The 22322-nt window shown below is 71.4% G+C and carries 17 protein-coding genes; 9 read left to right on the top strand and 8 right to left on the bottom strand.

From position 1 onward, the window contains the following. From Sri02f_RS39730 to glgB, 3 genes are all read left to right on the top strand, one after another. The coding region (locus Sri02f_RS39730; RefSeq protein ID WP_174855804.1) for an alpha-glucosidase C-terminal domain-containing protein at positions 1-145 on the top strand (145 nt) is incomplete at its 5' end. An 87-nt stretch (positions 146-232) separates the two neighbouring features. Further along, on the top strand, positions 233-1648 hold the full coding sequence (locus Sri02f_RS39735; protein WP_109006162.1) for a maltokinase N-terminal cap-like domain-containing protein: 1416 nt from the start codon (positions 233-235) through the stop codon (positions 1646-1648). 13 nt (positions 1649-1661) lie between these two features. Further along, positions 1662-3989: a 1,4-alpha-glucan branching enzyme gene (glgB, locus tag Sri02f_RS39740; RefSeq protein ID WP_373865173.1), complete on the top strand. Its 2328-nt coding sequence runs from the start codon at positions 1662-1664 to the stop codon at positions 3987-3989. A 239-nt stretch (positions 3990-4228) separates the two neighbouring features. Here glgB and Sri02f_RS39745 read toward each other — a convergent pair whose 3' ends face one another. From Sri02f_RS39745 to Sri02f_RS39760, 4 genes are all read right to left on the bottom strand, one after another. Next, entirely contained in the window at positions 4229-6520 is a 2292-nt protein-coding gene (locus Sri02f_RS39745) for a HelD family protein (protein ID WP_109006163.1), read from the bottom strand. A 120-nt stretch (positions 6521-6640) separates the two neighbouring features. Continuing rightward, the gene (locus Sri02f_RS39750; protein ID WP_109006164.1) at positions 6641-6973 is read right to left on the bottom strand and encodes a thioredoxin family protein; all 333 of its coding nucleotides are present in this window, start codon (positions 6971-6973) and stop codon (positions 6641-6643) included. After that, a complete protein-coding gene (locus tag Sri02f_RS39755) occupies positions 6970-7398 on the bottom strand; it encodes a MerR family transcriptional regulator (protein WP_109006165.1) in 429 nt (142 codons plus the stop codon). Before Sri02f_RS39755 ends, Sri02f_RS39750 begins: the two co-directional genes overlap by 4 nt. Positions 7399-7703: 305 nt before the next feature. Further along, positions 7704-9155: a cation:dicarboxylate symporter family transporter gene (locus Sri02f_RS39760; RefSeq protein ID WP_109006166.1), complete on the bottom strand. Its 1452-nt coding sequence runs from the start codon at positions 9153-9155 to the stop codon at positions 7704-7706. Positions 9156-9278: 123 nt separating this feature from the next. Between Sri02f_RS39760 and Sri02f_RS39765 the strand changes: the two genes are divergently transcribed. The 3 genes from Sri02f_RS39765 to Sri02f_RS39775 all read left to right on the top strand — a co-directional run bounded on the left by Sri02f_RS39765 (position 9279) and on the right by Sri02f_RS39775 (position 12589). Next, the gene (locus Sri02f_RS39765; RefSeq protein ID WP_109006167.1) at positions 9279-10907 is read left to right on the top strand and encodes a sensor histidine kinase; all 1629 of its coding nucleotides are present in this window, start codon (positions 9279-9281) and stop codon (positions 10905-10907) included. Further along, the gene (locus Sri02f_RS39770) at positions 10904-11602 is read left to right on the top strand and encodes a response regulator (protein WP_109006168.1); all 699 of its coding nucleotides are present in this window, start codon (positions 10904-10906) and stop codon (positions 11600-11602) included. Before Sri02f_RS39765 ends, Sri02f_RS39770 begins: the two co-directional genes overlap by 4 nt. A 273-nt stretch (positions 11603-11875) precedes the next feature. Next, positions 11876-12589: a helix-turn-helix domain-containing protein gene (locus Sri02f_RS39775; RefSeq protein ID WP_167467708.1), complete on the top strand. Its 714-nt coding sequence runs from the start codon at positions 11876-11878 to the stop codon at positions 12587-12589. A 69-nt stretch (positions 12590-12658) separates the two neighbouring features. Here the strand turns inward: Sri02f_RS39775 and Sri02f_RS39780 are convergent, their stop codons facing one another. After that, positions 12659-13684: an ATP-dependent 6-phosphofructokinase gene (locus Sri02f_RS39780; protein WP_109006170.1), complete on the bottom strand. Its 1026-nt coding sequence runs from the start codon at positions 13682-13684 to the stop codon at positions 12659-12661. Between the two features lie 224 nt (positions 13685-13908). Between Sri02f_RS39780 and pta the strand changes: the two genes are divergently transcribed. The 3 genes from pta to pyk all read left to right on the top strand — a co-directional run bounded on the left by pta (position 13909) and on the right by pyk (position 18819). Next, on the top strand, positions 13909-16059 hold the full coding sequence (pta, locus tag Sri02f_RS39785) for a phosphate acetyltransferase (RefSeq protein WP_109006171.1): 2151 nt from the start codon (positions 13909-13911) through the stop codon (positions 16057-16059). Continuing rightward, positions 16056-17261: an acetate kinase gene (locus Sri02f_RS39790; RefSeq protein WP_109006172.1), complete on the top strand. Its 1206-nt coding sequence runs from the start codon at positions 16056-16058 to the stop codon at positions 17259-17261. The genes pta and Sri02f_RS39790 overlap by 4 nt, the downstream gene beginning before the upstream one ends. Before the next feature lie 127 nt (positions 17262-17388). Further along, on the top strand, positions 17389-18819 hold the full coding sequence (gene pyk, locus Sri02f_RS39795) for a pyruvate kinase (protein ID WP_109006173.1): 1431 nt from the start codon (positions 17389-17391) through the stop codon (positions 18817-18819). 186 nt (positions 18820-19005) lie between these two features. Here pyk and Sri02f_RS39800 read toward each other — a convergent pair whose 3' ends face one another. The 3 genes from Sri02f_RS39800 to Sri02f_RS39810 all read right to left on the bottom strand — a co-directional run bounded on the left by Sri02f_RS39800 (position 19006) and on the right by Sri02f_RS39810 (position 21833). Next, a complete protein-coding gene (locus Sri02f_RS39800) occupies positions 19006-20448 on the bottom strand; it encodes a hypothetical protein (protein WP_109006174.1) in 1443 nt (480 codons plus the stop codon). Further along, positions 20438-21073, bottom strand: coding sequence for a DUF6114 domain-containing protein (locus Sri02f_RS39805; protein WP_109006175.1), 636 nt, complete (start codon positions 21071-21073; stop codon positions 20438-20440). Before Sri02f_RS39805 ends, Sri02f_RS39800 begins: the two co-directional genes overlap by 11 nt. Positions 21074-21191: 118 nt before the next feature. Further along, positions 21192-21833 carry a DUF6230 family protein gene (locus Sri02f_RS39810; RefSeq protein WP_109006176.1) on the bottom strand — a complete coding sequence of 214 codons (642 nt, stop codon included), beginning with the start codon at positions 21831-21833 and terminating at the stop codon, positions 21192-21194. Positions 21834-22322 lie beyond the last annotated feature (489 nt).

Genomic DNA, 22322 nt, shown 5'->3' on the forward strand with positions numbered 1-22322 from the left:
GCTCGACCTCAGCCGATTCAACGGGCGCTACCCGGTGGAGCTGTTCGGCGGGGTGCGCTTCCCGGCGGTCGGCGAACTGCCCTACCTGCTGACGCTGGCCGGGCACGGCTTCTACTGGTTCAGGCTGCGCAAGGACGCGGCCTAGAACCCCGAGGCGGGGCGGTTTCCCCTGTCCCGCCCGGGGCACGCATGAGTAACACCCCGACCCCCGCGGGGAAAGGAATGCGACGCCATGGCGGAAACGGTCACTCTCTCCGGCAAGACAGTCCCCGGCCTCCTGGGGTCGCTGGATCCGTTGCTGCGCGAGTGGCTGCCACGGCAGCGCTGGTTCGCCGGCAAGGGGCGTCCGATCACCGGATTCTCGCTGGTGGCGGCCACCGAGCTGCTGCCGGCCGACTCCAGGCTGGGGCTGTACCACCTGCTGGTGCGCGCCCGTCAGGGCCCGGGGCCCGGTGACTGCTACCAGCTGCTGATCGGCGTCCGCGAGGCGCTGCCGCCCCGGCTGGCCCCCGCGCTGATCGGGCACGTGGCCCAGGGGCCGCTGGCCGGGCGGACCGTCTTCGACGCCCTGTACGACGCCCGGCCCGCCGAGGTGCTGCTGGAGGCGCTGCGCACCCGGGCGCGGATCGGCGCGCTGCGCTGCGAGCGCGATCCGGGGCAGGAGATCCCGTCGGGACTGGTCCCGCGCCGGCTGACGGGCGAGCAGTCGAATTCGTCCGTCGTCTTTGGAGATACGTTCATTCTCAAGCTCCTGCGCCGGGTCGTGCCGGGCGTCAACCCCGACCTGGAGCTGCCGCTGGCGCTGGCCCGCGAAGGCTGCCCCCGGGTGCCCGCGCCGGCGGCGTGGCTACAGGCCGACCTCGGCGAGAGCCAGGGCGGCGACGGCCGCGGCGGCGACGGCCAGGGCGAGGACGAGTCCTACGTCCTGGGCGTGCTCCAGCCGTATCTGCAGGGCGCGGCGGACGGCTGGGAGCTGGCGCTGCGGGAACTGGCCAAGGGCGAGGACTTCGCCGCCGAGGCCCGGGCGCTGGGGCGGGCCACGGCCGAGGTGCACGGGGCGCTGGCCAAGGCGCTGCCCACGGCGACGCTGGGACCGTCCCAGATAGGACCGATGGTGGACGGCATGACCGAGCGGCTCGACGCGGCCGCACAGGCGGTGCCGGCGCTGCGCTCCTACGCGCCGGCGCTGCGCACCGCCTTCACGGCTCTGGCCGACCTCGCGGCCGAGGGCCGCACCTGGACCGCCCAGCGCGTCCACGGCGACCTGCACCTCGGGCAGTGCCTGCGCACGTCCGCCGGCGAGTGGACGCTGATCGACTTCGAGGGAGAGCCGGCCAGGCCGCTGGCCGAGCGGCGGATGCCGCAGCCGACCGTGCGGGACGTGGCGGGCATGCTGCGTTCCTTCGACTACGCGGCCCACTCGGCGGACCCGCCGGACCCCGGCTGGGCGCACGCCTGCCGGGCCGCCTACTGTTCCGGATACGCCGAGGCGGCGGGCGTCGACCCGCGCACCGACCCCGTGCTGCTGCGGGCCTACGAGACGGACAAGGCGGTCTACGAGGTGGTCTACGAGGCCCGGCACCGCCCCGACTGGCTTCCCGTCCCCCTGTCCGCGATACACCGCCTCGCCGCACCCGACCTGCCTTGAGGAGGCTCCGTACGTGACTCCCCCGAAGAAGGTCAAGAAGGCCGACGGGAAGAACGAGAGCGCCGCCGCCGCACCCGCGCCGGAGGCATCCCCCGCGCCCACGGCATCCCCTGCGACCGCGCCTCCCGCGTCCGTGACCCCGCCCGCGCCGGCGGTGTCACCCGTGCTGGACGCCGACGACCGCGAGCGTCTGCTGCACGGCTCCCATCACGCCCCGCACTCGGTGCTCGGCGCGCATCCGGTGCCCGGCGGGGTCGTCTTCCGGGCACTGCGCCCGTACGCCCGGTCCGTCACGGTGCTCGCGGGCGAGCTGCGCGCCGAGCTCCAGGACGACGGCGACGGCTTCTTCTCCGGCCTGCTGCCCCTGACGGAGGTCCCGGTCCACCGGCTGCTCGTGGCCTACGACGACACGACCCTGGAGACCGAGGACGCCTACCGCTTCCTGCCCACGCTGGGCGAGCTGGACCTGCACCTCATCGGCGAGGGACGGCACGAACAGCTGTGGACGGTGCTCGGCGCGCATCCCCGGGTCCACCAGGGGGTGAGCGGCACCAGCTTCTCCGTGTGGGCTCCCAACGCGCGCGGCGTGCGGGTGACCGGCTCCTTCAACTTCTGGGACGGCACGGGGTTCCCGATGCGCTCGCTCGGCTCCACGGGCGTCTGGGAACTGTTCGTGCCCGGGGTCGGCGAGGGCGAACTGTACAAGTTCGACATCACCCGGCCCGACGGCTCGCACACCGTGCGCGCCGACCCGATGGCCCGGCGCACCGAGGTCCCGCCCGCGACCTCGTCGATCGTGGCCGCCTCGCACTATGAGTGGGGCGACGAGGAGTGGCTGGCCCGGCGGGCCGAGATACCCGTGCACCAGGCGCCGTTCTCCGTGTACGAGGTCCATCTGCCGTCCTGGCGGCCCGGCCTCACCTACCGCCAGCTCGCCGACCAGCTGCCGGCCTACGTCAAGGATCTGGGCTTCACGCACGTCGAGTTGATGCCGGTCGCCGAGCATCCCTTCGGCGGCTCCTGGGGCTACCAGGTCACCGGTTTCTACGCGCCCACGGCCCGGCTGGGCACTCCGGACGACTTCAAGTACCTGGTGGACGCCCTGCACCGGGCCGACATCGGCGTCCTGATGGACTGGGTGCCGGCGCATTTCCCGCGCGACGACTGGGCCCTCGCCGAGTTCGACGGACGCCCGCTGTACGAGCACGAGGACCCGTTGCGGGCCGCGCACCCGGACTGGGGGACGCTGGAGTTCGACTTCGGCCGGCGCGAGGTGCGCAACTTCCTGGTGGCGAACGCCACTTACTGGTGCGAGGAGTTCCACATCGACGGGCTGCGGGTGGACGCCGTCGCCTCGATGCTCTACCTCGACTACTCGCGCGAGCCCGGCCAGTGGACCCCGAACGAGCACGGCGGCCGGGAGAACCTGGACGCGGTCGCCTTCCTTCAGGAGATGAACGCGACGGTGTACCGCCGCAGTCCCGGCGTCGTCACCGTCGCGGAGGAGTCCACGGCCTGGGACGGGGTCACGCGGGCCACCGACCAGCCGGGTCCGAGCGGCTTCGGCGGGCTCGGCTTCGGGCTGAAGTGGAACATGGGCTGGATGCACGACTCGCTGGACTACATGAGCCACGAGCCGGTGCACCGCAGGTACCACCACCACGAGATGACGTTCTCGATGGTGTACGCGTACAGCGAGAACTACGTGCTGCCCATCTCGCACGACGAGGTGGTGCACGGGAAGCGCTCGCTGGTGTCGAAGATGCCCGGCGACTGGTGGCAGCAGCGCGCCGGCCTACGGGCCTATCTGGCGTTCATGTGGGCCCACCCCGGCAAGCAACTCCTCTTCATGGGGCAGGAGTTCGCCCAGGGCGCGGAGTGGTCGGAGACGCACGGACCGGACTGGTGGCTGCTGGATCCGGCGTACGGGGCCGAGGCGGACCACCGGGGCGTCCGGGACCTGGTGCGCGACCTCAACGCCGTCTACCGGGCGACGCCCGCGCTCTGGCAGCTGGACACCGACCCCGCCGGTTTCCGGTGGGTGGTCGGCGACGCGGCCGAGGACAACGTCTTCGCGTTCCTGCGCCACGACGCCGAGGGCTCCCCGCTGCTCTGCGTCAGCAACTTCTCGCCCGTCGTGCGCCACGACTACCTCCTGGGAGTCCCCGACGACGTGCCGGCCTGGCACGAGGCGCTCAACACCGACGCGTCCCCGTACGGAGGCAGCGGCGTCACCGGTCCCGAGCCCGTCAAGCCGGAGCCCCAGGGCCGCCACGGCCACCCGGCGACCGTCCGCCTCACCCTGCCTCCGCTGGCGACGATCTGGCTGCGCCCGGCCTGAGCCGCACCCGACCGGCCGCCGGACGCGGCGCCGGCGAGCCGGTCGCAGGAAACGGGAGCAGCCGGGAACGGAAGCAGCCGACGCCGGGAGCAGCCGGCAACCCGGGCAGCGGCGGAAGCCGCCCGGCCCGCCCACCCCGCCGGGCCCGGATGGTCGCCGGTGACGCGGGCGGGCCGGCTGCCTGACGCCTGACGCCGGCCATCGAGGCCTGTCGGCGCGAGGGCGGCGGCGCGCCAGCGTCAGGCCTCGGTGGCCGGCGGGGGCACGAGGGTCTCGGCCAGGGGCCTGGGCAGGGGGCGGCTGTGCAGCACCCCGAGCCGCTGGGTGGCGCGGGTCAGCGCCACGTACAGGTCGCTCGTCCCGTAGCGTGCCGGCTCCACCACCAGAACGGAGTCGAACTCCAGGCCCTTCGACTGGCGGGGGTCCAGCAGGACGACCGGCTGCGTCAGGTCCGGTTCCGCGCCCGCGGTGATCCCGTCCAGTCGCGCCGCCAGCTTCCGGTGCAGGTCGCGCGGGGCGATGACCGCGAGCCGGCCCTCCGCGGGCGTCAGCTCGCCGACCGCCTCGGCCACCGCCTCCGCCAGGTCGTCGGTCGCGCGCGCCCACGGCCGCGCTCCCGTCGAGCGCACGGAGCTCGGCGGGGTGAAGTCCGGGCGCTCGGCCCGCACCACCGCGGCCGCCACTTCCATGATCTCCGCCGGGGTGCGGTAGTTCACGCCGAGGCGGGTGTGCTCCCAGCGGTCCTGGACGTACGGCTGGAGGATGCGGTCCCAGGATCCGACGCCGGCCGCCTCGGCGGTCTGCGCCGGGTCGCCGACCAGCGTCATCGAGCGGGTCGGGCTGCGCCGCATGAGCAGCCGCCAGGCCATCGGCGACAGCTCCTGCGCCTCGTCGACGATGATGTGCCCGAACGCCCAGGTCCGGTCGGCCGCCGCGCGCTCGGCGGCGCTGCGGTGGTCGTCCTCCTCGTGCCGCTCGGCGAACCGTTCGGCGTCGATGATGTCGTGCGCGGACAGGATCTCGGAGTCCTCTTCGTCCTTGTCCTCGAACTCGTAGGTGCGCGAGGCGTAGGAGACGTCCAGGACGCCCTGGGCGTAGGCGACCTGCGTCTCGCGTTCCCGCTCGGCCAGCGCCCGCGCCACCCGTTCGTCCACGCCGAGCAGTTCGGCGGCCTCGTCCAGGAGCGGCACGTCCGCCACCGTCCACGCCCGTGTCACCGGGCGGCGGATGACGGCCGCGTCGTCGTCGGAGACGTAGCCCACCGGGTCGGCGAGGAAGTCCGCGACCAGACGCTGCGGGGTCAGGCGCGGCCACAGCTGGTCGACGGCGGCCCAGACCTCGGGGTTCTCGGCGAGTCCGTCGCGGATCTGGGTGATGTCGCTCGGGTCCAGCAGGTTCGTGCCGTCGAACGGGTCGGTGCCGATGCGTTCGGCGACCATGTCGGTGAGCGTGTTGAGGATGTGGCCCTCGAAGTGTTCGCGCGCCACGTTGTGCGGGAGGTTCGCGGCGCGGGTGCGCTCGCGGGCCATCTTCACCAGTCCGTCGTCGAGCATCAGGATCTCGCGGTCGTGCTCGATGGCGATCACCGGGTCGGGCAGCGCCTGCCAGTCGCGGACGACGTCGGCGAGCACGTCCGCCATGTCGGCGCGGCCCTTGACGGCGGCCGCCTCACGGGTGTCGGTCGCCGTGGCTTTGACGCCGGGGAACAGCTCGCCGACCGTCGCGAGCAGCACGCCGGTCTCGCCGAGCGAGGGCAGCACCTCGCCGATGTAACCGAGGAAGGCGGGGTTGGGGCCGACGATGAGGACCGCTCGCTTGGCGAGCAGTTCCCGGTGCTCGTAGAGGAGGTAGGCGGCCCGGTGCAGGGCGACGGCCGTCTTGCCGGTGCCCGGGCCGCCCTCCACCACCAGCACCCCGCGGTGCGGGGCCCGGATGATCTCGTCCTGCTCGGCCTGGATGGTCTGCACGATGTCGCTCATCCGGCCGGTGCGCGCGGAGCCGAGGGCGGCGAGCAGCACGGCGTCGCCGGTGGGGTCCTCGTGGCCGGTGCGGGTGGCGTCGCCGAGGTCGAGGATCTCGTCGTGCAGGGCGGTGACCCGGCGGCCTTCGGTGGTGAGGTGCCGGCGTCGGCGCAGCCCCATCGTGGTGTGGCCGGTGGCCAGGTAGAAGGGCCGGGCGACGTCGGCCCGCCAGTCGATGAGGAGGGGGGTGCGCTCGGCGTCGTCGGTGCGCAGGCCGATGCGGCCGATGTGGTGGTTCGTGCCCGAGGCGAGGTCGATGCGGCCGAAGCACAGGGAACCGTCCACGGCGTTCAGCGCGGCCAGGAGCCCCGAGCGTTCGGCGACGAGGATGTCCCTTTCCAGCCGCGCCTGCATGGGCTTGTCCCCCTGGGCGAGGGCGTCCGTGACGCCGGCCTCGGTGTCCCCGCGCAGGGCGTCCACGCGTGCGTACAGCCCGTCGATGAATTCCTGTTCGTGCAGCAATTCACTGTCAGGAAAGTCGGTGTTTGACAATTCCACTCCCGCCCGCATATACTGTGCTCACTGAACTTCTCCGCGACTTGTTTCCCATGAAGTCGTGAATCATCGAATATACGCAGAGAAATCCCCCGAGCGCAATTGCTCGGGGGATTTCTTGTGTTCTGCCCGGGGCTACAGCACGTCGGACAGTTCCTCCAGCAGCCGCCGCTTGGGCCGGGCCCCCACCATCGCCTTCACGGGCTCCCCGGACCGGAACACCATGAACGTCGGCATCGACAGCACCTTGTAGGCGTTGGTCGTCTCCGGATTCATGTCCACGTTCAGCTGCACCACCTTCAGCCGCTCGCCCTCCTCGGCGGCGAGCGCGGTCAGCACCGGCGCCATCTGCCGGCACGGCGGGCACCAGTCGGCGGTGAACTCCACCAGCACCGGCAGTTCCGCCCCGAGCACCTCCGTCCCGAAATCCGCGTCCGTCACTTCCGCCACACCGTCGGCCTTGGTCATCGCGTCCGCCCTCCCAGTTCGCACACCGGATCCGGACCACCCGGAACCGTCGCATCGGCCGCCAGCTCGTCCCGCGCCCGCTCGGCCCTGACGAGTTGCTCGCCGACCTGGGCGCGCACCGCCTGCAGCTCGCCGATCAGCTCGTCGAGCTCCGACAGCTTGCGCCGGTAGACCGCCAGCGACGCCGGGCAGGAGTCGCCCTCGGGGTGCCCGGCCCGCAGACACTCCACGAAGGGCCGGGTCTCCTCCAGATCGAACCCGAAGTCCTGGAGCGTCCTGATCTGCCGCAGCAGTTTCAGGTCGTCCTCGTCGTAGGTCCGGTAGCCGTTGTGGTTCCGCCGGGCGGCCAGCAGCCCCCGGGACTCGTAGTACCGCAGCGTCCGGGTCGTGGTCCCGGCCCGCGCCGCCAGCTCTCCGATGCGCATGCCTTCGAAGGTACGGCTTGACGCCGACGTCAAGGCAACAGTCCCCGGAGCCCCGCCCCGCGCCCGGTGCCCCCTGCCTCCGGCCCTGCCGCTGCCCCCTGCCCCCTGCCCCCTGCCCCAGGCCGGGCGTTCCCGGGAAAACGGCGAAACGCCCGGCACAGGGCCGGGCGGGGAAATGGAAAGACCGGGCGGCCGAGCCACGGGGGAGTGCTCGGCCGCCCGGAGCCGGGGGGGCGGTGGCCGGGTGTCCGGCCCCGGTTCAGGCGGGGCCGGACACCCGGAGTCGGGGGCCCGAAACGGTGGCCTCAGGCCTTGGCGAGTTCCTTCTCGCCCTCTTCGCGCTGCTCGGGCAGGTCCGCCGCGACGGTCTCGGCGTCGTCGTCGGCGCCGGCCTCGGCGTCATCGTGGTCGAGCAGGGTCGTCTCGTCGAACGGCAGGCCGCCGGCCAGCACCAGCTGGACGCGCTCCTTGTCGATCTCCTTGGTCCAGGTGCCGACCAGGACGGTGGCGACGGCGTTGCCCGCGAAGTTGGTCAGGGCGCGGGCCTCGCTCATGAAGCGGTCGATGCCCACGATGAGGCCCATGCCGTCCACCAGGGCGGGCTTGTGCGACTGCAGACCGCCGGCCAGGGTCGCCATGCCCGCGCCGGTGACGCCGGCCGCGCCCTTGGAGGCGACGAACAGGAAGAGCAGCAGCGGGATCTGCTCGCCGATCGACATCGGGGTGCCCATGGCGTCGGCGATGAACAGGGACGCCATGGTCATGTAGATCATGGTGCCGTCGAGGTTGAAGGAGTAGCCGGTCGGGACGGTGATGCCGACGACGGGCTTGCTGACGCCCAGGTGCTCCATCTTCGCGATGAGCCGCGGCAGTGCGGACTCCGAGGAGGAGGTGGACAGGATCAGCAGGAACTCACGGGCGAGGTACTTGAAGAACGTCAGGATGTTCAGACCCGTGAAGATCTTCAGCATCGCGCCGAGCACGATGAAGACGAACAGGAAACATGTGGTGTAGAAGCCGAGCATCAGGACGGCGAGGCTCTTGAGCGCGTCCACGCCCGCCGAGCCGACGACCGCGGCCATCGCGCCGAACGCGCCGACCGGAGCGGCCCACATGACCATCGCGAGGATGCGGAAGACGAGCCGCTGGATGTGCTCGACGCCGCGCAGGATGGGCCGGCCGGACTTGCCCATGCCCTGCAGGGCGAAACCGCACAGCAGCGCGATGAGCAGGGTCTGCAGCACGTCCGGCTGGGTGAAGGCGGAGACGATCGTGGTGGGGATGATGCCGAGCAGGAACTCGGTGGTGTCCTTGGCCTCCGCCGAGACCTGCGCCTGGCCGGTCTCCTTCACGGCGTTGGTGATGTGGAGGCCGCTGCCCGGCTCCAGGATGTTGCCGACGACCAGGCCGATGGTGAGGGCCACGAGCGACATGACCACGAAGTAGCCGAGCGCGATGCCGCCGACCTTGCCGACCTTGGCGGCCTTGCGGACCGACCCGATGCCCAGCACGATCGTGCAGAAGATGATCGGCGAGATCATCATCTTGATCAGGTTGACGAAGCCGGTCCCGATGGGCTTCAGCTCGACGGCGAAATCGGGGGCGGCAAGACCCACCGTGATGCCGAGCGCCACCGCGATGATCACCGCGATGTACAGGTAGTGGGTGCGGTCCCGCTTGACCACGGGTGCGGCAGGTGCCGTATCGGGGGTGCTGCTGGCGGCCACGGCTGCCCTCCTTGACGTCTTCGTCGGCATTCACCGGCGTGCGGCTCACGTCCGGGAAGTTGTGGGGGATGCCGTGACTCTCTCGCGCCCTGTGAGGGCGGTCACCCTTCCGTTCATTTAGTTCACGCACGACCGCGGGGGCACACTGACGGCATGCGCCTCCCCGACCTGCCCCGGCCCCGCAGCCTCGCCGGCCAGCTGTTCGCCATGCAGGCCGTGCTGATCGCGGTGCTCGTGGCGGGATACGCGCTGTTCACGTACGTCAGCGACCGCGACCAGGCGGAGCAGGCCGCGCGCAGCCAGGCCACCGCGGTGGCCCGCTCCGTCGCCGACTCCCCCTCCGTGCAGGCGGCGATCCGCACGGCCCGCCCCACCGCCGAGCTCCAGCCGTACGCGCTGCGGATCATGCGGGACACGGACGTCGACTTCGTCACGATCATGAATCCGCAGGGCATCCGCTGGACCCACCCGGACGTGACCCAGATCGGCCAGCGCTTCCGGGGGAACACCGCGAAGGCGCTGCGGGGCGACACCTTCACCGAGACCTACACCGGCACCCTCGGCGCGTCCGTCCGCGCGGTCACCCCCATAGAGGACGGCGACGGGAGCGTCGTCGGCCTGGTCAGCGCGGGCATCAAGGTCGAGTCGATCAGCAAGCGGGTGCAGGACCAGGTGACGGCGCTGTTCGCGGTGGCCGGCGGGGCGCTGGCCCTCGGCGCGATCGGCACGTACGTCGTCAACGCGTCCCTGCGCCGGCACACCCACGGCATGAACGCGACGGAGCTGAGCCGGATGCACGACTATCACCAGGCCGCGTTGCACGCGGTGCGCGAGGGGCTGCTGATGCTGGACGGACAGTACAAGGTGGCGCTGATCAACGACGGAGGCCGCGAGCTGCTGGGAGTCTCCGGGGAGGTGGTGGGGCAGTCCGTCGCGGACCTCGGCCTGCCGGCTCCCCTGACGGGTGCGCTGCTGGCCTCGGAGCCGCGGGTGGACGAGGTGCACCTGGCGGCGGACCGGGTGCTCGTCGTGAACACGTCCCCCGTGTCGGGCGGCGAACGCCGCGGCACGGTCGTCACCCTGCGCGATGTGACCGAACTGCAGTCGCTGATGGGCGAGTTGGACTCCGAACGCGGTTTCACCCAGGCGCTGCGCTCACAGGCCCACGAAGCGGCGAACCGGCTGCACACGGTCGTCTCGCTGATCGAGCTGGGGCGGGCGCAGGAGGCGGTCGACTTCGCGACGGCGGAACTGGAGCTGGCCCAGGCGCTGACGGACCAGGTGGTCGCGGCGGTGGGCGAGCCGGTCCTGGCGGCGCTGCTGCTGGGCAAGACGGCACAGGCCAACGAGCGGGGCGTGGAGCTGGTGGTCTCCGCGCAGAGCACCCTGGACGACGGGGTGCTGCCGGAGTCCCTGCCCGCCCGCGACCTGGTGACGATCCTGGGCAACCTCATCGACAACGCGGTGGACGCGGCCCAGGGCAGCATGCGGGCCCGGGTGACGGTGACGGCGTCCACGCAGGGCCCCGAACTGCTGCTGCGGGTGGCCGACACGGGAGCGGGAGTGGACCCCGCGCACGCCTCCCAGGTCTTCGAGCTCGGCTTCTCGACGAAGCCGTCCGGGCCGGGCGGCCGGGGCCTCGGACTGGCCCTGGTCCGGCAGGCCGTGCAGCGGCACGAGGGGACCTTGTCGGTGGCCGGGGCCGAGGGCGGCGGAGCCGAGTTCGTGGTGCGCCTGCCGTTGCGGACGACTGCCGCGTCGGCTCCGGGAGGCAGAGGATGACGAGCGCAGAGCCGATAAGAGTGCTGGTCGTGGAGGACGATCCGGTCGCCGCGGACGCCCATGTCATGTACGTCGGACGGGTCCCGGGGTTCGTGGCCGTGGGCAAGGCGCACACCGGCGCGGAGGCCCGGCGGCTGCTGGACCGCACGCCGGTCGACCTCCTTCTGCTGGACCTGCACCTGCCGGACGGACACGGGCTGCAACTGGCCCGTTCGCTGCGGGCGGCCGGCTATCACGCGGACGTCATAGCGGTGACCTCGGCGCGCGACCTGACGGTGGTCCGCGAGGGCGTCTCGCTGGGGGTCGTGCAGTACGTGCTGAAGCCCTTCACGTTCGCGACCCTGCGCGACCGGCTGGTGCGGTACGCCGAGTTCCGGGGGGCGGCGGGCGAGGCGAGCGGCCAGGACGAGGTCGACCGGGCGCTCGCGACGCTGCGCGCGCCGGGCCCCGCCGCGCTCCCCAAGGGCTTGAGCGCACCGACCCTGGAACGGGTGACGGAGACCGTCCGGCAGGCCGCGGAGGGGCTGACGGCGGCCGGGGTGGCCGAGGCCGTGGGCATCTCCCGGATCACCGCCCGACGGTATCTGGAGCATCTGGTCGAGGCCGGGCGGGCCGAGCGCAAGCCGCTGTACGGGCAGGTGGGAAGGCCGGAGCTGGTCTACCGGTGGGTGCCGGGGCCCGTCAAGGGCCGGTGAGCCGGTCGGCTCCGGCGCGGGCCCCGACCGCACCAGCGGCGACGCCGGCGCGGGCGGCGGCTCGGGCCTTCCGGCTCACCGGCAGCACCTTAAGGGGGCGCGGAAGACGGGACCCGGTGAGGCCGTCCCCGTCCGTCCCGCTTCCCCGCGCCCGGGGCACTCGGGTGACCGTCCCGTTCGCCGCCTCCGTCACCCCCGTAGCTTTCTACGGCCGGTGACTGTGTCCGGACAACCCGTAGTCACCGCATCCCGGGCCCCTCTACCTTGTCACCCGTGTCCAGACCCGCAGCGCACGCCCGTCAGCCCGGCCCTCCCTTCGACGCTCCCGCCGCCCGCAGGCTCCGTGTCGCCCTCGGCATGACCCCGGCTCACGTCGCCCAGAGCTTGCGCGCCTCCTACGCCCTCGCGCACGCCACCCCCGACCTCGTGAACGCCTGGGAACGCGGGGCACTCACCCCGGCCCACGCCGAACTCGCCGCCCTCGCGGGCGTGTTGTGGTGTTCCCCGGCCGAACTCATCGGACGTCCCCGGACTCTGCGCGAACACCGCGTCGCCCGGGGCCTGGCGCCCGAGGACGTCGCGCGGGCCGTGGGCCACGAGTTCCCGGCGTACACGCGCATGGAGGAGAGCGGGCAGTGGCGGGGCACGGACCGGCAGTCGGCCGCCCTCGCCGAGCTGCTCGGCCTCGCGCTGCCGGACCTGGTCACGGTCACCGGCCGGGAGGCCGAGCTCGCCGACCTGCTGCGCGGCGCGGCCCGCACGCGGTGGCAGGCGTACGTCAAGCCGGTGGGCAGGATCGTGCCGCTGGACCGGCGGCTCCTGGAGAACGCTCTCCAGGAGCTGCACCGGGACTACCAGCGGCAGATGGTCGCCACGCTCGGCTGGGGCGGCGGCAGCGCGGCCGGGGACGCGAGCGACGCCGGCGAGGACTTCCTCGACCGGATCGTCGACACCTTCTGGACGAGGCTGGGTAAGGGGACGGCCTAGACGTGCCGTCGGACAGCGCACCCGGTGTGCCGTCCGGCAGGTCGGCGACGAGGCCCGGGGTCCAGGGGTCTAGAAGACCGACTCCGCTTCCACGATCCGGTCCTTGGGCACCGTCTTGAGCTCGGTCACCGCTTCCGCCAGCGGCACCATCACGACGTCCGTGCCGCGCAGCGCCGTCATCCGCCCGAACTGGCCGCGGTGCGCCGCCTCCACGGCGTGCCAGCCGAAGCGGGTGGCGAGGACGCGGTCGTACGCCGTCGGGACGCCGCCGCGCTGGACGTGGCCGAGGATGACCGGGCGGGCCTCCTTGCCGAGCCGCCTCTCCAGCTCGTAGGCCAGCGCCGTGCCGATGCCCTGGAAGCGCTCGTGGCCGAACTGGTCGATCGCACCCTTGCTGTAGTCCATCGTGCCGTCCGCCGGGTGCGCGCCCTCGGCGACGCAGATCACCGCGAACTTCTTGCCGCGCGCGAACCGCTCCTCGACCATCTTCACCAGGTCGGCGGGGTCGAAGGGGCGCTCGGGCAGACAGATGCCGTGCGCGCCCGCCGCCATTCCGCTCTCCAGCGCGATCCAGCCCGCGTGGCGGCCCATGACCTCGACGACCATCACCCGCTGGTGGGACTCCGCGGTCGTCTTCAGGCGGTCCATCGCCTCCGTCGCGACGCCGACCGCCGTGTCGAATCCGAACGTGCGGTCGGTGGAGGAGATGTCGTTGTCGATCGTCTTCGGGACGCCGACCACCGGCAGTCCGGCGTCGGACAGCATGCGCGCCGCCGTCAGCGTGCCCTCGCCGCCGATCGGGATGAGCGCGTCGATGCCGAAGTCGTGGATCATGTCGGAGGCGCTCTCGCAGGCCTCGCGCAGCCGGTCGCGCTCCAGCCGCGACGAGCCGAGGATGGTGCCGCCGCGGGCCAGGATGCCGCTCACCGCGTTGAGGTCGAGCCCGCGGTAACGACCGTCCAGCAGCCCCGCGTAACCGTCCTCGAAGCCGATGACCTCGTCACGGTAGTGGTCCACGGCGCGGTGCACGACCGAGCGGATCACTGCGTTCAGGCCGGGGCAGTCGCCGCCTGCGGTGAGAACTCCGATGCGCATCGTGCTGTGTCTCCTGCTCGCTGTCGTTGCCGGTGAGCCGGATCCGATTGTTTCACGCCGCCGAGCGGGCTGTCTCTTGACGGGCGCCTTAATCACGGCCGGGGGTATTGTCAAGAGGGATCTGCTCACCTAGGTGGGCGATTTTTGTGCGCCGGAGAGAGGCCGGGCCGAGCTGCCCGGGCCGAGCGCCGACGAACTGCCCCGGAACGAAACGGAGAGCTCGCGTGACCCGCAGCGTGTACGTGACCGGTATCGACCGCGGCGACGGCCGCCAGGTCGTCGAGCTGGGAGTCATGGAGCTCCTGACCCGGCAGGTCGACCGGGTGGGCGTCTTCCGTCCTCTCGTCCACGACGGGCCCGACCGGCTCTTCGAGCTGCTGCGCGCCCGCTACCGGCTGGCGCAGGATCCGGCCACCGTCTACGGCATGGACTACCACGAGGCGTCCGCCCTCCAGGCCGAACAGGGGGCGGACGAGCTGGTCTCCACCCTGGTCGAGCGCTTCCACCGGGTCGCCCGCGCCTACGACGTCGTCCTCGTCCTCGGCACGGACTACGCCGACACGCAGTTCCCGGACGAACTCGCGCTCAACGCCCGCCTCGCCAACGAGTTCGGCGCGTCCGTGATCCCGGTCGTCGGCGGCCGCAGGCAGACCGCGGAGTCGGTGCTCGCCGAGACCCGCAACGCCTACCGGGCGTACGAGGGCCTCGGGTGCGACGTGCTGGCCATGGTGACCAACCGGGTCGCCCCCGAGGACCGGGAGGAGATCGCCGCCGGTCTCGCCACCCGGCTGCCCGTGCCCTGCTACGTCGTGCCCGACGAGCCCGCGCTCTCCGCGCCGACCGTCGCGCAGATCAGCCACGCCCTGGGCGCACGGGTGCTCCTGGGCGACGACTCCGGGCTGGCCCGCGACGCCCTCGACTTCGTCTTCGGCGGGGCGATGCTGCCGAACTTCCTCAACGCCCTGACGCCGGGCTGCCTGGTGGTCACGCCCGGGGACCGGGCCGACCTGGTCATCGGCACGCTGGCCGCGCACAGCGCCGGCACCCCGCCGATCGCCGGTGTGCTGCTGACGCTGGGCGAGATCCCGCCCGACGAGATCCTCACGCTGGCCGCCCGCCTGGCCCCCGGCACGCCGGTCGTGTCGGTGCCCGGCAACAGCTTCCCCACCGCGGAGCAGTTGTTCTCCCTGGAGGGCAAGCTGAACGCGGCCACCCCGCGCAAGGCCGAGACCGCGCTGGGCCTGTTCGAGCGGTACGTCGACACGAGCGAACTGCTCAAGCGGGTCTCCGCGCCCAGCACCGACCGCGTCACGCCGATGATGTTCGAGCACAAGCTCCTCGAACAGGCGCGCTCCGACAAGCGCCGCGTGGTCCTCCCCGAGGGGACCGAGGAGCGCGTCCTGCACGCGGCCGAGGTGCTGCTGCGCCGGGGCGTGTGCGACCTCACGCTGCTCGGGCCCGTCGACCAGATCCGCAAGAAGGCCGCCGACCTGGGCATAGACCTCGGCGACTGCGCGCTGATCGACCCGGCGACCAGCGAACTGCGCGACGGCTTCGCGCAGAAGTACGCCGCGCTGCGCGCCCACAAGGGCGTCAGCGTCGAGCTGGCCTACGACGTCGTGTCGGACGTGAACTACTTCGGCACGCTCATGGTCCAGGAGGGGCTGGCCGACGGCATGGTCTCCGGGTCCGTGCACTCCACGGCCGCCACCATCCGGCCCGCCTTCGAGATCATCAAGACCAAGCCGGACGCCGACATCGTCTCCTCGGTGTTCTTCATGTGCCTGGCCGACAAGGTCCTCGTCTACGGCGACTGCGCGGTCAACCCCGACCCGGACGCCGGGCAGCTCGCCGACATCGCCGTCCAGTCGGCCACGACCGCGGCCCGGTTCGGCGTGGAGCCGCGGATCGCGATGCTGTCGTACTCCACCGGCACGTCCGGCTCGGGAGCGGACGTGGACAAGGTGCGCGAGGCGACGGAGCTGGTGCGCGGACGGCGGCCCGATCTGAGGATCGAGGGGCCCATCCAGTACGACGCCGCCGTCGAGCCGACCGTCGCCGCGACGAAGCTGCCGGGGTCCGAAGTCGCCGGTCAGGCCAGCGTGTTGATCTTCCCGGACCTCAACACGGGCAACAACACCTACAAGGCCGTGCAGCGGTCGGCCGGCGCCATCGCGGTCGGGCCGGTGCTGCAGGGGCTGCGCAAGCCGGTGAACGACCTGTCCCGGGGCGCTCTCGTCCAGGACATCGTGAACACCGTCGCCATCACGGCGATCCAGGCCCAGAGCGAGACCCAGAGCCAGGCCCAGAATCAGGCCCAGAGCCAGATCCCGACCCAGATCCCGACCTCCAGCGAGAAGGCGACCGAACTGTGAGCGCGACCCGCGTCCTCGTCCTCAACTCCGGCTCCTCGTCGCTGAAGTACCAGCTGCTCGACATGCGGGACAGCAGCCGGCTGGCGAGCGGGCTCGTCGAGCGCATCGGCGAGCGGTCCTCCCGGCTGAGGCACACGCCGCTCGCCACGGGCGGCGGGACCCGCGAGCAGAGCGTGCCGATCGCCGACCACGACGCCGCACTGAAGGCCGTGGCCGAGGAGCTGGCGAAGGACGGTCTCGGCCTGGACTCCCCCGGACTGGCCGCCGTCGGGCACCGCGTCGTGCACGGCGGCAAGCACTTCACCCGGCCGACCGTGATCGACGACGCCGTCCTCGCCGAGATCGAGCGGCTGATCCCGGTCGCCCCGCTGCACAACCCGGCCAACCTCACCGGCATCCGCACGGCGACGGCCCTGCGCCCCGACCTGCCCCAGGTCGCCGTCTTCGACACCGCCTTCCACACGACGATGCCGGAGGCGGCCGCGCGCTACGCGATCGACGTCGAGACCGCCGACGCGCACCGGGTGCGCCGCTACGGCTTCCACGGGACCTCGCACGCGTACGTCTCCCGGGCGACGGCGAAGCTGCTGGGCAAGGCCCCCGAAGAGGTGAACGTCATCGTGCTGCATCTCGGCAACGGCGCGTCGGCGTCGGCCGTGGAGAAGGGCCGGTGCGTGGACACCTCAATGGGTCTGACGCCTCTGGAGGGGCTGGTGATGGGTACGCGTTCCGGGGACGCCGACCCGGCCGTCATCTTCCATTTGGCGCGCGTTGGTGGAATGTCCATCGACGAAATCGATGCTCTTCTCAACAAGAAGAGCGGTCTCGTCGGGCTGTGCGGCGACAACGACATGCGCGAGATCCAACGCCGGATCGACGAGGGCGACGATCAGGCGAAGCTCGCGTTCGACATCTACATTCACCGGCTGAAGAAGTACATCGGCGCCTATTACGCCGTACTCGGGAGGGTGGACGCGGTCGCGTTCACCGCCGGGGTCGGGGAGAACGCGGCGCCGGTGCGGGCGGCGGCGGTCGCGGGGCTGGACTCCCTGGGTCTGGCGGTGGACGACGAGCTGAACGCCGTACGCGGCGACGAGGCCCGGCTGATCTCCCCGGCGGACGCCCGGGTCGCGGTCGCCGTGGTGCCGACGGACGAGGAACTGGAGATCGCCACACAGACCTACGCTCTGGTGAAGCGGTAATGATTGCGGCTCGGCGGCCCGGCGACCGAAGTAACCGACGAGGAAAGCAACTGAGCACGCTCCCGCCCATTTGCATCTTCCACCAGACGGAATATTCCGTAGCGAAACAAACCGATAGGATCGCCCCATGCGCCGTTCGAAAATCGTCTGTACTCTCGGCCCCGCGGTCGACTCCCACGAAATGCTCGTGTCGCTGATCGAGGCCGGCATGAACGTGGCCCGCTTCAACTTCAGCCACGGCTCGCACGCCGAACACCAGGGTCGCTACGACCGGGTCCGGGCCGCCGCCAAGGAGACCGGCCGGGCCATCGGCGTCCTCGCCGACCTCCAGGGCCCGAAGATCCGCCTCGAAACCTTCGCCGAGGGCCCCGTCGAGCTGGTCCGCGGTGACGAGTTCACCATCACCACCGACGACGTCCCCGGCGACAAGACGATCTGCGGCACGACGTACAAGGGCCTGCCGGGCGACGTCTCGCGCGGCGACCAGGTCCTCATCAACGACGGCAACGTCGAGCTGAAGGTCCTGGACGTCGAGGGCCCGCGGGTGCGGACGATCGTCATCGAGGGCGGTGTCATCTCCGACCACAAGGGCATCAACCTGCCCGGCACGGCCGTCAACGTGCCCGCGCTCAGCGAGAAGGACATCGAGGACCTGCGGTTCGCGCTGCGTATGGGCGCCGACCTGGTCGCACTGTCCTTCGTCCGGGACGCCAAGGACGTCTCCGACGTCCACCGGGTCATGGACGAGGAGGGCCGCCGGGTCCCCGTCATCGCCAAGGTGGAGAAGCCGCAGGCGGTGGAGAACATGGAGGACGTCGTGATGGCGTTCGACGGTGTGATGGTCGCGCGCGGCGACCTGGCCGTCGAGTACCCGCTGGAGCGGGTCCCCATGGTGCAGAAGCGCCTCATCGAGCTGTGCCGGCGCAACGCCAAGCCGGTGATCGTGGCGACCCAGATGATGGAGTCGATGATCACCAACTCCCGTCCGACCCGCGCCGAGGCCTCCGACGTGGCCAACGCGATCCTGGACGGCGCGGACGCGGTCATGCTGTCCGCCGAGTCGAGCGTGGGCGCGTACCCGATCGAGACCGTGAAGACGATGTCGAAGATCGTCACCGCGGCCGAGCAGGAGCTGCTCAGCAAGGGCCTGCAGCCGCTGGTGCCGGGCAAGAAGCCGCGCACGCAGGGCGGTTCGATCGCCCGCGCCGCGTGCGAGATCTCCGACTTCCTCGGCGGCCGGGGCCTGGTGGCGTTCACCCAGTCCGGCGACACCGCCCGCCGGCTCTCGCGCTACCGCGCCTCCCAGCCGATCATCGCCTTCACCACCGACGAGGGCACCCGCAACCAGCTGACGCTCAGCTGGGGCGTCGAGTCGCACATCGTGCCGTTCGTGAACACCACGGACGAGATGGTCGACATGGTGGACCAGGAGATCGCCAAGATCAACCGGTTCAGCCCCGGCGAGATCGTCATCATCACCGCGGGTTCGCCCCCCGGCGTCCCCGGCACCACCAACATGCTCCGCGTCCACCACCTCGGCGGCGGCTCCCGCGACTGAGCCGGCGGCCCCGTGACGGGGCCCGCACAACACTGAGGGCGCCCCCTGCGACAGGGAGGCGCCCTCCGTCTCTGCCCCTCGGCTCACGCGGCCTGCCACGACACAGGACCGTGCCCCCGCCGGGTGTGGAACCCGGCGGGGGCACGGTCTTCTCGCGGCTCCCGGAAAGGCCGGTGACGCCGGCGCTCAGTCGGCGGTCGTGTACTGGTGCAGGCCGGGAACGGTGAGCGTGCCGCCGAACTGGCCCGCCTGCTGGACCTTGGCGTTGGTGAAGTAGATCAGCGGGATGTTCAGCGGAGGCGGGCTCTTCGGGCTGAACGTCACCGGGATCAGGCCGAACAGGTTGCCGGAGATGCTCTCCGTGTACATGATCGTGTCGCCGTCCTTGATGGTGGACGTCGTGCCCTTGCCGGCCTGCACGTGGTAAGTGCGGCCCGCCTGCTTGTCGTTCACCGTCTGGTGCAGGTCGCCGATGTCGGTCCCGCCGGAGATGACGTACTTCAGCACCTCCTTGACGGTGCCGTTGGCCGTCTTCACCTTGACTATGCCCTGGTAGTCGGCGCCCTTGAGGAGCAGCGAGCTGGCGTTCAGGAACCAGGGGTCGTCGGGCAGCCGGATCTTGTTGTCGATGCCGCCCTCGTCGTCGGTGGCGGCGGGGCAGTCGTCGGCGTTCGTGGTGGCGCTCGACGAGGGGCTCGGCGAGGCAGCGGCGTCGGCGGCGGTGTCCTTCGTGTCCTTCGCCGTGTCCTTCGCCGTGTCCTTGGCCGCGTCCTTCGCCTTGTCGGCGGCGTCCTTGACCGTGCCGCCGGCGTCGCCTGAGCCCTTGGACGTGCCCGAGGAGCCCTTGTCCGAAGAACCGGAGGAGCCGGAGGAGCCCGACGAACCCGAGGAGCCCGAACCGGAGGAGCCCGAGTCGGAGGCCGGGGCCGAGGCCTCGGCGGACGGGGAGGCCGACGGGGACGGGCTCGCGGTGGAGGCTCCGGCGGAGTCCTTGCCGTCGAGCAGATCCTTGACGGCGTCGCCGATGGTGTCCAGGACGTTCTTGCCCGTCTCGGCGGCCGGCGGAGTCGTCACGGCGGTGTCGCCGGACGTCGCCGACTTCGCGGGCGAGGAGGACGCGGACGGGGCGGGCTCGGCCGCATCGCCGGAACCCGAACCCGACGAGGACGAGCCTGCGTTGTCACCCGAGGAACCACCCGAGGACCCGGAGGAGCCCGAAGTGTCCTTCGACCCGCCGGAGTCGCCCTTGGCGCCGTCCGGGGAGTCCTTGGAGTCGTCCTGGGAACCGCCCTTGGAGTCGTCGGCGGACTCGCTCGCGCTCTGCGAGGCGGACGGCGACGGCGAGGCCGACGCGGAGGCGTCAGCGCCCTCCAGGGCCGCCACGCAGTCCTTGTACTCGTCGATCGTGAGGTTCTTGGACGACGGCTGGTCGTCGGCGTTCGCGAGGGTGGGCGTGAAGCCCATCCCCATGAGGACCGCCGTCGGCATGGCCGCCAGGGCTATCGCCTTGCCGGCCGGCATGTGGAACCTGGTGAACAGCGGCTTCTTGGGTGCCGCGTGGCGCGGCCCGGTGGTTCTCACGCAGGCAGCGTCCACATCGCCCCCGGTGCAAACCTCGTCAGCCGGCACTGTGCCTCCCGTTCGCCCCGTTGGCCGGGCTCGTTCCTGACAGATCGTGCAGGTCGTGCGGCTCGCCCGGTTCCTCGCCCTTGCTGAAGGACGGCCTGTCGGCCACGGCGGGGCCCGTGCTGTACGGGTTCACGCCGAGGTCGCCCGCCGGGCCGGAGCCCTCGGGGTACACGTTCCCGGGGGCGCCCGGGGCGTTCGCGCCGGCCTCCGGCGCCGGGGCCGGCGCGGGCGGTGCGCCCGGGGCCCAGGAGATCGCCATCGCGCCGCCGACGAGAGCGAACAGGAAACCGATGAGGAAGCCGCCGAGGTTGGACACCGGGATGGACACCAGGCCCAGCAGGATCGCCGCGACGCCCGCGAAGACCTGCACGTGCTTCTGGAACCACAGACTGATGCCCAGCACGCCCAGCAGCACGCCGATGATCAGTGACCCCGCGCCCGCGGTGGTCGCCATCGCCAGTGTCAGGTGGCCCACTTGGAGGTGGGCGTAAGGGAAGTAGGCGATGGGGAAGCCGGCGAGAAGGACGAACAGGCCCGCCCAGAACGGCCTGGTGCCCCGCCAGGCGCGGAACTGCTGCCTCCGGCGGGTGAACTGGCCGGAGGCGGCAGGGGTCTCGGCGCTCATGGAAAACAGCTCCCTGGTGCGGCGTTTCTGTGGTGGTGAGTCGTGCTGCCGGTGAAGACCCGGGCTTCAGACTGGACGGGCGGGGGCGCCACCGGCCCCCCCGCCCGTCAGAGAGTGCTTAGTAGCACTCCTTGACACCCGTCGACAGCGACATCTTCAGGCCGCTGAGCTTGAAGGTTCCGGCGGTGGTGGCCCACGCCGTCTGCTTCACGTCGGTCAGCGTGGCCGACTCGGCCTGCTGGCCGAAGCCGTACGGGTTGGCAGCCTCGCTGCCGCCCTTCATGCCGGGGCCGGGGCCGTTCTTCATGTCGACGCCGGCCACACCGATGTCGATGTTCTTGAACACGGCGTCCGCGCTCAGGTCCTCGACGTCGATGTACAGGTTCTCGGCCTCGACCGGCTTGCTGCCGCCGCCCGCCCGCAGCGTAAGGCTGACAGACCCGAGCAGCGGGATGTTCGGGGTGACCACGGACTGGCACATGTTCGTGATCGAGGCGCTCTTGAACGCCGAGACGGCGACGGGGTGAGCCGTCTTCTTGCCGTCGAGGGTGTACCCCGAGTCGATCGCGCCGTACTGCGAGAAGCCCGTGCCTTCGAGCTTGTCGGCGCTCACCTTGAACGACTGACCCGACACGCTGAACGACGCGGCCAGCGCACCCTGCGCGAGGGCCACGCCTATGCATGCCGTCGCTGCGACGCTGGGCACCATGACCACAGCGAAGCGCTTCCATCTGGTCCCGCCACGCACCTGGGACTCCATATTTCCTCCTTCTCGGACGTACATCTCCTGGCCCTGACTCGCCTCCGAGACGGCGGCTCAGCCGGGCAGGGATGGGAGAAGTGCTACGTCCTCGGGAAGGGGAGCGCCTGTCCCGGAGGCGCGAACCGCGCACCGATCACCGGCGATCACCCCCGAGCGACAACCACTGGTCGCGCCTGACACGCATCACGCACAACCTTGCTGGACAGGCTTCGCCGCAGCGAAGACCCCCCTGTCCAAGGGCCGACGTCACTGCCGTCGGCCCTGCTCGGTGGGGACCCAGGAAAACCCGTTGACCCAACCGGCTGTCGGGGTACGGGATTGGACCGAGCGTGGCCGATCGTGGTGCATTCTCGCCGCCCGCACAAGGGGGTTCGTTACTGGCTAGTAACGGCCGGATAACCGAACAACGACCCACAGGTCTCGACCGGCGACGCAGGGTGTCCTTCATGCCCAGGACAAAACTGTTGATCGATGGACGGAATCCGA

Origin of the sequence: Streptomyces rishiriensis, from assembly GCF_003112535.1 — a bacterium.
In the GTDB taxonomy this organism is placed as follows: domain Bacteria; phylum Actinomycetota; class Actinomycetes; order Streptomycetales; family Streptomycetaceae; genus Streptomyces; species Streptomyces rishiriensis.

Coding starts and splice junctions, on each gene's coding strand:
- Sri02f_RS39735 (WP_109006162.1), top strand. CDS start 233: ATGGCGGAAACGGTCACTCTCTCCGGCAAGACAGTCCCCGGCCTCCTG.
- Sri02f_RS39745 (WP_109006163.1), bottom strand. CDS start 6,520: ATGCGGGCGGGAGTGGAATTGTCAAACACCGACTTTCCTGACAGTGAA.
- Sri02f_RS39750 (WP_109006164.1), bottom strand. CDS start 6,973: ATGACCAAGGCCGACGGTGTGGCGGAAGTGACGGACGCGGATTTCGGG.
- Sri02f_RS39755 (WP_109006165.1), bottom strand. CDS start 7,398: ATGCGCATCGGAGAGCTGGCGGCGCGGGCCGGGACCACGACCCGGACG.
- Sri02f_RS39760 (WP_109006166.1), bottom strand. CDS start 9,155: ATGCCGACGAAGACGTCAAGGAGGGCAGCCGTGGCCGCCAGCAGCACC.
- Sri02f_RS39765 (WP_109006167.1), top strand. CDS start 9,279: ATGCGCCTCCCCGACCTGCCCCGGCCCCGCAGCCTCGCCGGCCAGCTG.
- Sri02f_RS39770 (WP_109006168.1), top strand. CDS start 10,904: ATGACGAGCGCAGAGCCGATAAGAGTGCTGGTCGTGGAGGACGATCCG.
- Sri02f_RS39780 (WP_109006170.1), bottom strand. CDS start 13,684: ATGCGCATCGGAGTTCTCACCGCAGGCGGCGACTGCCCCGGCCTGAAC.
- pyk (WP_109006173.1), top strand. CDS start 17,389: ATGCGCCGTTCGAAAATCGTCTGTACTCTCGGCCCCGCGGTCGACTCC.
- Sri02f_RS39805 (WP_109006175.1), bottom strand. CDS start 21,073: ATGAGCGCCGAGACCCCTGCCGCCTCCGGCCAGTTCACCCGCCGGAGG.
- Sri02f_RS39810 (WP_109006176.1), bottom strand. CDS start 21,833: ATGGAGTCCCAGGTGCGTGGCGGGACCAGATGGAAGCGCTTCGCTGTG.